Origin of the sequence: Glaesserella sp., assembly GCF_041817755.1 — a bacterium.
In the GTDB taxonomy this organism is placed as follows: Bacteria; Pseudomonadota; Gammaproteobacteria; order Enterobacterales; family Pasteurellaceae; genus Glaesserella.
On sequence record NZ_JBGYBX010000018.1, the window covers coordinates 1 to 13,064 of the forward strand.

The 13,064-nt window shown below is 44.6% G+C and carries 8 protein-coding genes and 1 tRNA gene; 3 read left to right on the forward strand and 6 right to left on the reverse strand.

Annotated features, from left to right (window positions below; all coding sequences use genetic code 11):
• Positions 1 to 185: 185 nt before the first annotated feature.
• The 5 genes from infB to glpX all read right to left on the reverse strand — a co-directional run bounded on the left by infB (position 186) and on the right by glpX (position 6,112).
• Positions 186 to 2,729, reverse strand: coding sequence for a translation initiation factor IF-2 (gene infB, locus ACEYKX_RS01675; RefSeq protein WP_373766556.1), 2,544 nt, complete (start codon positions 2,727 to 2,729; stop codon positions 186 to 188).
• An 18-nt stretch (positions 2,730 to 2,747) separates the two neighbouring features.
• Positions 2,748 to 4,262, reverse strand: coding sequence for a transcription termination factor NusA (gene nusA / locus ACEYKX_RS01680; RefSeq protein ID WP_373766555.1), 1,515 nt, complete (start codon positions 4,260 to 4,262; stop codon positions 2,748 to 2,750).
• Positions 4,263 to 4,276: 14 nt separating this feature from the next.
• Positions 4,277 to 4,738 (reverse strand): ribosome maturation factor RimP, encoded by a 462-nt coding sequence (gene rimP / locus ACEYKX_RS01685; protein WP_373766554.1) that lies wholly within the window; start codon positions 4,736 to 4,738, stop codon positions 4,277 to 4,279.
• 199 nt (positions 4,739 to 4,937) lie between these two features.
• A tRNA-Met gene (locus tag ACEYKX_RS01690) sits at positions 4,938 to 5,014 on the reverse strand.
• A 78-nt stretch (positions 5,015 to 5,092) separates the two neighbouring features.
• Entirely contained in the window at positions 5,093 to 6,112 is a 1,020-nt protein-coding gene (glpX, locus tag ACEYKX_RS01695; RefSeq protein WP_373780371.1) for a class II fructose-bisphosphatase, read from the reverse strand.
• A gap of 204 nt (positions 6,113 to 6,316) precedes the next feature.
• On the opposite strand from glpX, the gene glnS reads away from it, so the two are divergent.
• On the forward strand, positions 6,317 to 7,993 hold the full coding sequence (glnS, locus tag ACEYKX_RS01700) for a glutamine--tRNA ligase (protein ID WP_373766552.1): 1,677 nt from the start codon (positions 6,317 to 6,319) through the stop codon (positions 7,991 to 7,993).
• Between the two features lie 158 nt (positions 7,994 to 8,151).
• Here the strand turns inward: glnS and ACEYKX_RS01705 are convergent, their stop codons facing one another.
• Complete coding sequence (locus ACEYKX_RS01705; protein WP_373766551.1) at positions 8,152 to 10,428, reverse strand: NADP-dependent malic enzyme; 2,277 nt, start codon at positions 10,426 to 10,428, stop codon at positions 8,152 to 8,154.
• A gap of 395 nt (positions 10,429 to 10,823) precedes the next feature.
• Here ACEYKX_RS01705 and ACEYKX_RS01710 point away from each other — a divergent pair, with 395 nt between their 5' ends.
• Entirely contained in the window at positions 10,824 to 12,545 is a 1,722-nt protein-coding gene (locus ACEYKX_RS01710) for an acetolactate synthase 3 large subunit (RefSeq protein ID WP_373766550.1), read from the forward strand.
• Positions 12,538 to 13,029, forward strand: a complete 492-nt coding sequence (gene ilvN / locus ACEYKX_RS01715) for an acetolactate synthase small subunit (protein WP_373766549.1) — start codon at positions 12,538 to 12,540, stop codon at positions 13,027 to 13,029. The genes ACEYKX_RS01710 and ilvN overlap by 8 nt, the downstream gene beginning before the upstream one ends.
• The last annotated feature ends 35 nt before the right edge of the window (positions 13,030 to 13,064 follow it).

Genomic DNA, 13,064 nt, shown 5'->3' on the forward strand with positions numbered 1-13,064 from the left:
ACCAATTTGATAATGTCTAAACGAAATTGATAAGGATGGGACATAATCTGCACCTCAAATTAGGTGTCCAAGTTTTGGGGTGCAGATCAACAAGCGGTCAGATTTCAGAGATTTTTTGCAAAATTTTCTTTATATCCGACCGCTTGTAATAAAGGGCGAAACAAATTCGCCCTTAAAACTTTTAATTAAATTGAACGTTTAATTTCAACGACTTCAAATACTTCGATTTGGTCGCCGACTTTTACGTCGTTGTAGTTCTTCACGCCGATACCGCATTCCATGCCGTTACGCACTTCCGATACGTCATCTTTGAAACGGCGGAGAGATTCCAGCTCGCCTTCAAAAATCACGACGTTGTCACGCAATACGCGAATCGGGTTGTTACGTTTAACGATACCTTCAGTGACCATACAACCAGCGATTGCACCGAATTTCGGATGACGGAACACATCACGCACTTCTGCCAAGCCAATGATTTCTTGTTTGAATTCAGGCTGTAACATACCGCTCATCGCTGCTTTAATTTCATTCAATAGCTCATAAATGATTGAGTAGTAACGTAAGTCAATGTTTTCGCTTTCGATAATACGACGTGCAGAGGCATCGGCACGGACGTTAAAGCCGAGAACGATAGCATTTGATGCTGCTGCAAGGGTTGCGTCGGTTTCAGTAATACCGCCCACGCCCGATCCAACCACTTTCACTTTGACTTCTGCCGTTGAAAGTTCGTGTAAGGATTGAACAATCGCTTCTACAGAACCTTGTACGTCTGCTTTTACAATCACGTTCAATTCAGCCACATCGCCTTCCACCATATTGCTAAACATATTTTCCAGTTTAGCTTTTTGCTGACGCGCTAATTTCACATCACGGAATTTACCTTGACGATACAAAGCAACTTCACGTGCTTTTTTCTCATCACGAACAACAGTCGCTTCATCTCCTGCTGCCGGTACACCTGAAAGACCTAATACTTCCACCGGAATAGACGGGCCTGCTGCTTCGATTTCTTTACCGTTTTCATCACGCATTGCACGAACACGACCGTATTCAAAACCACAAAGTACGATATCGCCTTTATTTAACGTACCTGATTGAACAAGGATGGTTGCAACCGGACCACGACCTTTATCAAGGTAAGATTCGATCACTACACCGCTTGCCATGCCGTCTTTCACTGCGGTTAATTCTAAGACTTCGGATTGAAGAAGGATAGCTTCTAATAAGTCGTCAATCCCCATGCCTTTTTTCGCAGAAACCGGCACGAATTGCACATCACCACCGAATTTTTCTGAGATAACTTCGTGTTGTAAAAGCTCTTGTTCTACACGATCAGGGTTCGCTTCCGGTTTATCGATTTTGTTCACCGCAACCACAATCGGCGCACCTGCCGCTTTGGCATGTTGGATCGCTTCGATCGTTTGTGGCATCACACCGTCATCCGCCGCTACCACAAGTACCACGATATCCGTTGCTTTCGCACCACGTGCACGCATCGACGTAAACGCGGCGTGTCCCGGGGTATCTAAGAAGGTAATCATCTTACCGTCATCGGTTTCCACATGGTATGCACCGATATGCTGAGTAATACCGCCCGCTTCGCCTGCCGCCACTTTTGCTTTGCGAATGTAGTCAAGTAAGGACGTTTTACCGTGGTCAACGTGCCCCATGATGGTCACAACCGGTGCACGTGTCACTAATTCTGCATGGGTATCACGATCTTCCAATACCGCTTCTTCTAATTCGTTTTCTTTACGCAGAATAACTTTGTGTCCCATTTCTTCTGCGACAAGTTGTGCGGTTTCTTGGTCGATTACTTGGTTAATCGTCACCATTTCGCCCATTTTCATCATGGTTTTGATGATTTCCGTCGCTTTTATCGCCATTTTATTCGCCAGTTCCGCCACCGTAATGGTTTCACCGATAATCACATCGCGGGTTACTGCTTGAGCAGGTTTGGTAAAGGCTTGTTGTAGTGCACTACCTTTCTTCGCATGTTTGCCTTTACCTTTTGCATCTTTTTGATTACGACGATCGGATTGACGTTCGTTTTTACTACCGTTTTCGTCATCACGTCCGCCTTTTTTCGCTTTTGCGACACCGCCTTTTCCACGACCTCGATTGCCTTCGCTACGACGCTCCGAATCACGCTCCGCTTCCAAGGCGTATTTAGAGGTGAAACGATCATCTTCATAATCTTCGCCCGATTCGTTCGCTTCTTCACGGGCAATTTCCGCTAAACGACGTGCGTTTTCCGCTGCACGTTTTGCATCCATTTCCGCTTTTTGACGTGCAAGTTCTTCTTGTTTACGACGAAGTTCTGCTTCTTCTTTACGTTTTGCTTCTTTTTCAGGATCAACCGTTTTTTCTTGTTTCGGTTGAACTTCAACTTTCGGTTGTGCCGGTTTAGCTTGCTTATTCGGCATAACCGGGACTTGATGTACGACTTTAGCCGCTTCTTCTTTCGCTTTTGCTTCCGCTTTTTCTTTTGCAACCATTTCGGCGGCTTCTTTCTCGGCTTTTGCTTTTGCATCCGCTTCTTGTTTTGCTTTTAGCGCCTCTTCCTGTGCTTTTTTCATGGCTTCCGTATCCACTTTACGCGATTTGCGCACTTCCACTTGCACCTCTTTGGCTTTACCGCCGGCTGTCGTGCTACTGACCGTCGTCTTCGTACGACGTTGTAAACTTAATTTTGTCGGTGCATCAGTTCTAATTTCATTATCACTCATTCTTTCTCTCCCCCGTTCTTAGCTAAACCAACAGATTTGACGAGCCGCCATGATCAACTCACCGGCTTTTTCCGCGGTCAATTCTTCAATGTCCGCTAAATCATCAACGCCTTGTTCTGCAAGTTCTTCAAGGGTGGTAATCTGCTTTTCAGCCAATTTGAACGCAATATGACGATCCATACCGTCGAGATTTAATAGTTTGTCCTCAATGTGGGCTTGTTTTAACGCTTCTTCTTCCGCCAATGCTCTCGCCGTGATCGCATTTTTCGCACGGGTTTGTAGTTCTTCGACTAAGTCTTCGTCTTCTAAACCGTCGATAGCCGTTAGTTCGTTCACCGGTACATAAGCAATCTCCTCCAAAGAGGTAAAGCCTTCATCAATCAGAATATGTGCAAATTCTTCATCGATTTCCAATGCATCCATAAAGAGATTGATGACTTTATTGTCTTCCGCTTGATGTTTCTTATCCAGCTCTTCGGTGGTCATCACATTTAATGTCCAACCGGTTAATTGTGTCGCTAAACGCACGTTTTGCCCGTTACGACCGATAGCTTGGGCTAATGCGTTCGGTTCAACGGCAATATCCATTGAATGATTGTCTTCATCGACGACAATGGAACTGACGTCTGCCGGTGCCATCGCATTAATCACAAACTGTGCAGGATTGTCATCCCACAAAACAATATCGACGCGCTCACCGCCCAGTTCATTACTGATCGCCTGAACACGTGCGCCGCGCATACCGACACAAGCGCCGACCGGATCAATTCGTTTGTCATTACTTTTTACCGCAATTTTGGCACGAGACCCCGGATCGCGAGACGCACCTTTGATTTCAATGATTTCTTCCCCGATTTCCGGTACTTCCAGTTTAAATAACGCTTCAATCATCACTGGTTTTGCACGGGTCACAAACAATTGAGGGCCTTTTGATTCCGGCTTAATCGCATAAAGTACGCCACGTACCCGATCACCCGGACGAAAGTTTTCTCGCGGTAGCATATCTTCACGTACAATCACCGCTTCCGCTTGGTTTCCTAAGTCTAAGATAATTTGATCCCGACTGACTTTTTTTACTGTTGCCGTGATAATGCTGTTTAATTGTGAACGGAATTGTTCGACAATTTTATTACGCTCCGCTTCACGAATTTTCGTACTAATCACTTGGCGGGCAGTTTGCATAGTGATACGGTCGAAGGCAATCGACTCAATTTCATCCTCGACATAATCACCAAGTTGGATATTCGGGTTTTCAAACTGCGCAGCCTCTAAAGTAATTTCACGGGTATGATGATGGACTTTTTCAACGACCAACCAACGACGATAGGTGGTGAATTCGCCGGTTTTACGATCAATCACCACACGGACATCGATATCAATGCCGTTGCCGGTTTTACGATCTTCACGTTCTGCCGCCGCTTTCTTTTTTGTCGAAATGGCTAATGCGGTCTCAAGCGCTTCAAAAATCGCGTCTTTTGGTAATAACTTTTCATTGGATACCGCTTCTGCGGCTAATAAAATCTCTTTACTCATGGGGGGTTATGTCCTCAGAAATTAAAAACGGGGATTAAATTTGCTTTTTGAATATTGCCGAATGCAAAAGATTGTTCGTTGCCGTCCACATTTAACGTGATTAAATCACCGTCGACACGAACTAACTTTCCTTGCCATTTACGACGATCAAACATTGGAATGCGTAAATGGATCACGACGTCACGATCAATAAAGCGCTCATAATGGGCAAGGGTAAATAACGGACGATCGAGTCCCGGTGATGACACTTCAAGGTTATATTTATCCGCGATCGGATCTTCCACATCAAAAATCGCACTGACCTGATGACTGACATCGCTACAATCATCGATGGTCACCCCGCCTTCTTTATCAATATATAAACGTACGGTTAAAAAACGACCGGCACGCTGACATTCAATGCCGACTAATTCAAATCCCATTGCATCAATGGTATCGGCGACAAGCTCTTGTAATTTCTGTTCTAATGTTGCCAAAGTGTTCTCCGTTTAGCAGGTATAAAAAAAGGACTTTATTCAGTCCTCTTACATAAAACAAAGCTGACTATCAGCCGCAAAAAAGCCCCAAATCTCCGTTGTGGGGCTACAAGCGGTTTGTTTTATACAAAACTTTGCAAATGCAAAGTGCATATAAAACAAAACTCATTGTCCTTAACAGAACAATGAGCCTTAAAACTGGTTGCGGGGGCCGGATTTGAACCGACGGCCTTCGGGTTATGAGCCCGACGAGCTACCAAGCTGCTCCACCCCGCGTCTGATGTGGTGCATTATAAAGATTTAAAAAAAAGTGTGCAACTGTTTTTTGTGATTTAGATCACAATTGCTATTTTTTTAAACATTCATCAAGCGGTATAAATCCGCGTCTTTACGATCCAAATAGTGATACGACTGAATTTTACGGATGGTACGCGAACGTCCGCGAATCAATAACGTTTCCGTTACGGCCAGATTTCCTTTACGTTGAATCCCTTTGAGCAGATCACCCGACGTAATTCCTGTGGCGGAGAACACTAAATTATCGTCTCGAACCAACTCTTCAAGTTTTAACACTTCATTAATCGGTACATTTAATGCTTCACAGCGACTGATCTCTTTTTCCGCATAGCCGAAATTTTCAAGCGTATTGCCTTTTACCTGATTGCGAGGAATCAAACGCGCCTGCATATCACCGCCTAAAGCACGAACTGCTGCCGCAGCCACGACACCCTCTGGGGCACCACCAATGCCATATAACATATCTAAATCTGCTTCAGGTAAACAGCACTGAACTGCCGCTGCCACATCACCATCAGGAATCGCCATCACACGAATACCTAATTTTTGCATTTCAGCAATAACCTCTTTATGGCGTGGTTTATCAAGTACAGCAACGGTTAATTGAGAAAGTAATTTCCCTTTTTTAGACGCAACACGACGTAGATTTTGCTCAAGCGGTAAATTCAAATCGATCATCCCCTTAGCTTCATGACCGACAACCAATTTTTCCATGTACATATCCGGCGCTTGTAAGAACGTATTTTTCCCACCGGCAGCAAGCACGGACAGGGCGTTTGCCTGCCCCATGGCCGTCATTCGCGTTCCGTCCATCGGATCAACCGCAATAGTCACTTCGGTATCTTCCGGACGACACAAACCGATTTTTTCGCCGATATAAAGCATCGGCGCCTGATCGATTTCCCCTTCGCCAATGATGACTTCACCGCGAATTTCCATTTGGTTTAACAAAAAGCGCATGGCTTTAACCGCGGCATCATCGGCAGCATTTTTATTACCTCGTCCAAGCCAAGCAAATGCCGCTAATGCCGCAGCTTCCGTGACGCGAGAAAATTCAATCGAAAGGGATCGTTTCATTTTTAGGTTCCTTAATTCAATATTTGAGAAGTGTTTGCAAATTTTGGGAGGAAACCTACCGCTTGTAGTAGGTTAATGTGCGGAGCGAAATTGTAGGCTGTCGTCGTTTTTTAGTCAATTTTTATCACAAATAAGCTAACTATTTTGAGTTAACCCCGATAAAGTGTAGAATGTTTCGTTATTTTTAACTGAATGAGAGCCACTATGAGCAGCGAAGAGATTTTAAACAACGAACACCATGATGTTCGAGCCAATTTTATTACCCATATCATTGATGAAGATTTAGCCTCAGGCAAACATAATAATGTCTATACCCGTTTCCCGCCTGAACCGAACGGTTATTTGCATATCGGTCACGCCAAATCCATCTGCTTAAACTTCGGGATTGCAGAAGATTACAAAGGCTTATGTAACTTACGTTTTGACGATACCAACCCGGTAAAAGAAGACGTGGAATATGTCGATTCAATCAAAGAAGATGTGAAATGGTTAGGCTTTGAATGGGAAGGTGAACCACGTTATGCGTCCGATTATTTCGATCAACTCTACGGTTATGCGATTGAATTAATTAACAAAGGCTTGGCATATGTAGATGAGCTTTCGCCTGATGAAATGCGTGAATACCGAGGCACATTAACCGAGCCGGGTAAAAACAGCCCGTATCGTGATCGTCCGATTGAAGAAAATTTAGCCCTTTTCGAAAAAATGAAAAACGGTGAAATCGAAGAAGGCAAAATGAGCTTGCGTGCGAAAATTGATATGGCTTCACCATTCATCGTCATGCGTGACCCTGTGTTATACCGTATCAAATTTGCCAGCCACCACCAAACCGGCGATAAATGGTGCATTTACCCGATGTACGATTTCACCCACTGTATTTCGGATGCGATTGAGCGTATTACTCACTCCATTTGTACCTTGGAATTCCAAGACAACCGCCGTTTATATGACTGGGTATTAGAAAATATTTCGATTGAACGTCCGTTACCGCATCAGTACGAATTTTCACGTTTAAACTTAGAAGGGACATTAACCTCTAAACGTAAGCTGTTGAAATTGGTAAATGACGGTATTGTCGATGGTTGGAACGACCCTCGTATGCCGACGATTTCGGGCTTACGTCGTCGTGGTTATACCCCTGCTTCTATCCGTGAATTTTGCCGCCGTATTGGTGTGACAAAACAAGATAACGTGGTGGAATACAGTGCATTAGAGTCTTGTATTCGTGACGACCTCAATACCAACGCACCACGTGCAATGGCTGTAATTAACCCTGTTAAAGTGGTGATTGAAAACTTTGACGGCGAAGAGTGGCTAACTGCACCAAATCACCCAAATCGTGAAGAGCTTGGTAGCCGTGAATTGCCGTTTACCCGTGAACTTTACATTGATGAAGCAGACTTCCGTGAAGAAGCGAACAAACAGTATAAACGTCTTGTATTAGGCAAAGAAGTACGTTTGCGTAATGCTTATGTGATTAAAGCGGAACGTGTAGAAAAAGATGCAAGCGGTAAGATCACGACAATTTATTGCAGCTACGATCCTGAAACCTTAGGCAAAAACCCTGCGGACGGACGCAAAGTCAAAGGCGTAATTCACTGGGTATCTGCGGTACATAATAAACCTGCGGAGTTCCGTATTTACGACAAACTCTTTACCGTAGCCAATCCGGGTGCGGAAGAAGATATTTGTGCTGTGGTAAATCCAACATCGTTAGTGGTTAAACAGGGTTTTGTTGAGCCAAGTTTAGCGAATGCAAAAGCAGAACAAGGTTATCAATTTGAGCGTGAAGGTTATTACTGTTTAGACAGTAAAGACGGCAGTGCGGATAATTTAGTGTTTAACTTGACGGTCAGCTTGAAAGAGAGCGTTGCATTCTAAACGTAAAAGAGATGACCAAGGTCATCTCTTTTTCATTTTACTCTCCGTTCAAACAAGCGGTCGGATCCTCTGAAAAATTTGCAAATTTCAACATCAAACCGACCGCTTGTCAGCCTCTATTCCCTTCGCCCGTTGACGAACGAGGGAAAATCTTCAATTTATCCTTTTTTCGTTTGTGCTTTAACCGCCGCAAACGCCACCATATTGATAATACGGCGCACGGAAGAAACCGGATTTAAAATATGTGCCGATTTATTCATCCCCATTAAGATTGGTCCGACGGTAATCGCCGTGGTGGTTGCACGAAGTAAATTATAGCTGATACGAGCAGCTTCCATATTCGGCATGACCAATAAATTCGCCGAGCCTTTTAGCGGGCTGTCCGGCATATAATCACGGCGAAGTTTTTCCGATAAAGCAAGATCCCCGTGCATTTCACCGTCAATCATTAAATTCGGATCACGTTGTTGTACGATTTCCAACACTTTGCGCATTTTCGGCGCTCCGAGCTGATTGGACGAACCGTAGTTGGAATGAGACATTAGCGCCACCGCCGGTTCAATACCGAAACGTTTAATTTCTTCCGATGCCATCAAGGTGATTTCAGCCAGTTCTTCCGCCGTCGGATCCGCATTCACGTAAGTATCGGTCATAAAGACGTTACCGGTCGGCAAGACTAAGCTGTTCAATGCCGCCGGAACTTTCACTTCTTTTCTTACTCCGATAATGTCTTTGATCGCTTCCAAGTGGCGGCTGTATGTTCCGAATAAACCGCACACTAAGCCGTCCGCATAGCCCATTTCAACCAATAGTGCGGCAATTACGGTCGTATTGGAGGTCGTGACGCGTTTTGCAATGGCTTCGGTGATACCGTTACGTTTCATCAAACCGTAATAACGTTGCCATAATTCTTTATGACGTTCGTTATTTTCGTTATTCACGATTTCAAAATCTTTACCCGCTTCAAGGTGTAAGCCCAATTTTTTGATCTTCGCTTCAATCACCGCAGGACGACCGACTAATATCGGATAAGCAAGCCCCATTGAAACGATTTCTTGGGTTGCATGTAACACTTTATTTTCTTCCCCTTCGGCAAGCACAATGCGTTGTTTGTCCGCCTTCGCTTGGCTGAAGATCGGTTTCATAAAGAGATTGGTTTTGTAAACGAATTGTGTCAATTTTTCATGATAGGCATCCCAATCGCTAATCGGGCGTGTCGCCACACCGGAATCCATTGCCGCTTTCGCCACCGCCGGCGCAATACGTACGATCAAACGCGGATCGAACGGACGCGGGATAATGTAATCCGGTCCGAATGTTGTACCTTCACCGCCATAAGCCGACGTGACCACTTCGTTTTGTTCCGCCAGTGCCAAATCGGCAATCGCATAAACCGCTGCGCGTTTCATCTCTTCATTAATGGTAGTGGCGCCAACGTCCAATGCACCACGGAAAATGAACGGGAAGCACAGTACATTATTGACTTGGTTCGGATAGTCGGAACGACCGGTACACACAATCGCATCCGGGCGAGCAGCTTTCGCTTCCGGCGGAGTAATTTCAGGATTTGGGTTCGCTAAAGCGAGTATGATCGGATGCGCAGCCATGGTGCGTACCATATCTTGAGTTAAAGTACCTGCAGCAGAACAACCTAAGAAAATATCTGCATTCGGAATCGCATCCCCTAAAGTTCTCCAGCCGTTATCTTCAATCGCATATAGCTTTTTGGTTTCATCCATACGATCGTCACGATCTTTGTAGATCACGCCTTTTGAGTCGCAAACGATGATGTTTTCACGCTTCATGCCAAGAGAAACCAAGAGGTTTAAGCATGCGATGGATGCGGCACCCGCGCCCGAGGCAACAAGACGAACCTCTTCGATTTTTTTGTTCACAATGCGCAACGCATTAATCACCGCCGCCGCGCTGATAATCGCCGTTCCGTGTTGGTCATCATGGAAAACCGGAATATTCATACGTTCACGTAATTTTTGTTCAATGTAGAAACACTCCGGTGCTTTGATATCTTCCAAGTTGATACCACCGAACGTTGGCTCAAGAGAGGCAATAATTTCAACTAATTTTTCAGGATCGCGCTCATTTATTTCAATGTCGAAAACATCGATACCGGCGAATTTCTTAAACAGCACGCCTTTTCCTTCCATCACCGGTTTACCGGCTAATGCGCCGATATTCCCTAAGCCCAATACTGCCGTACCGTTTGAGATAACGGCGACTAAGTTCCCTTTTGAGGTATAGCGATACGCCGCTTGAGGATCTTTTTCAATTTCTAAGCAAGGCTCGGCAACACCGGGGGAGTAAGCTAATGCAAGATCACGTTGTGTGGCAAGGGACTTGGTTGGGGTAACTTCAATTTTACCGGGAATCGGAAATTCATGAAAATCAAGTGCGGCTTGACGTAATTTATCGTCCATATATGGCATCCTTTAATTAAGTGATAAAAAAACGATGCCATTCTATCTTAAATGCACATAAGATTTTGTGATAAAACTCTAATTTTTAACAAATTCTTACAAATGAATACTTACAAATAACCGCTTGTTCAAAATGTGATCCATATCACATTTTAGCAACCTTTATTAAATTTTGTTTGATTTATAAAATTTGGCATAAACTATTAAAAAAGCAAAAAATACAAAAATTAAAATTATAAAATACCATTTTTTAAAAAATTAAAGTATTTTACTCCAAAAATATCAATAAAACTTCTTTTTATCCCCTATAGACAAACTACCTTTTTTTCTGCAAAATCCGCCACGTTATCGTTTGCTTGGCAAACATCCTATTTCAATATGAGTTGGAGGATTCAATGAAAAAACTCTCAGGAGCGGAAATGATCGTACAATCCTTGCGTGACGAAGGCGTAGAATACGTTTTCGGTTACCCGGGCGGTTCGGTTCTTGATATTTATGATGCCATTCACACCTTAGGCGGACTCAAACACGTACTTGTTCGCCACGAACAAGCCGCCGTACATATGGCAGACGGTTATGCGAGAGCCACCGGTAAGGTCGGCTGTGTATTGGTTACGTCCGGTCCGGGGGCAACCAATGCCATTACGGGAATCGGTACGGCTTACGCCGACTCCATTCCGCTCGTGGTCTTTTCCGGACAAGTTCCGTCAAGTCTCATTGGTACGGATGCATTCCAAGAGTGTGATATGGTCGGTATTTCCCGTCCGGTGGTGAAACACAGTTTCTTAGTGAAAAATACGGAAGATATTCCGGAAATCATAAAAAAAGCCTTTTATATTGCGTCAACCGGTCGACCGGGTCCTGTCGTCATTGATGTGCCGAAAGATGTCGTCAACCCTGCCAATAAATTTAACTATGCCTACCCGAAAGAAATTTCGCTACGCTCGTATAACCCTACGGTTCAAGGTCATAAGGGGCAAATCAAGCGGGCACTAAAAGCGATTTTAGTCGCCAAAAAGCCGATATTGTTTGTCGGCGGCGGCGCGGTGATTTCCGAATCAAACCGCGAGTTAACCGAATTCGCTCAAAAACTCAATTTGCCGGTGACCAGCTCACTGATGGGATTAGGCGCCTATCCGAGTACCGACAAACAGTTTTTAGGCATGTTGGGGATGCACGGTACTTATGAAGCCAATACGGCGATGCATGAAAGTGATCTGATTCTCGGTATCGGCGTACGTTTTGATGACCGAACCACGAATAATTTGGCAAAATATTGTCCGAACGCCAAGGTGATTCATGTGGATATCGATCCGTCTTCCATCTCTAAAACCGTACCGGCCTACATTCCGATTGTCGGCAACGCCAAAAACGTATTAGATGAATTTCTATCGTTGTTGGAGGATGAAAGTCTTGCAAAAAGTCAGTCGGATCTAACCGCTTGGTGGGAACAAATCGAAGGTTGGCGAAGCCGTCACTGCTTGCGTTATGAGCAAGGTGATGTCATTAAGCCGCAAGAAGTCATTAAAACTATCTACAGATTAACCAATGGTGATGCCTACATTGCTTCCGACGTAGGTCAACATCAAATGTTTGCCGCCCTGCACTACCCGTTTGATCTGCCGCGCCGTTGGATCAACTCCGGCGGTTTAGGCACCATGGGGTTCGGTCTACCTGCGGCGATGGGCGTCAAATTCGCCTTCCCTGACGCAACTGTCGTATGCGTCACCGGTGACGGCAGTATTCAAATGAATATCCAAGAGCTGTCTACCGCCAAACAGTACGATACGCCGGTTGTGATCGTCAACTTAAATAACCGCTTCCTCGGTATGGTAAAACAATGGCAGGATATTATTTATGCCGGTCGCCATTCACAATCCTATATGAATTCGCTGCCCGATTTCGTCAAACTTGCCGAAGCTTACGGGCACGTCGGGATTCGGATTGACCACCCGTCCGAACTGGAGAGCAAGCTTAAAGAAGCATTCTCAATTAAAGACCGAGTAGTTTTTGTCGATGTCCGAGTGGATGAAACCGAACACGTTTACCCGATGCAAATTCGTGGTGAATCAATGAAAGATATGATGCTTAGCAAAACGGAGAGAACAGATGCGTAGAACATTATCCGTCTTATTAGAAAACGAATCGGGAGCTTTATCCCGTGTGGTCGGACTCTTTTCACAACGCGCGTTCAACATTGAAAGTTTGACCGTCGCACCGACAGACGATCCAACCTTGTCACGTATGACGATTGTGGCGCAAGGCGATGAAAAAGTGCTTGAACAGATCGAGAAGCAGTTGCACAAATTAATCGACATTTTCAAAGTCATTAATCTCAGCCACTGTGAACATATCGAACGTGAAGTGCTATTACTGAAAGTCAAAGCCATTGGCAGCGCAAGGGATGAACTAAAACGCATGGTTGATATTTTCCGCGGACAAATCGTCGATATCACGCCGAAACAGTACACCATTCAATTAGCCGGTACCAGCGATAAACTGAATGCGTTTATTGAAGCGGTAACGGCGGAAACGACTATTATCGAAATTGTCCGCTCCGGAGTAATCAGCCTTTCACGCGGTGAAAAGAACTGTTTATAACATAATGTAATACGAAAAAACGGAAGCAAATGCTT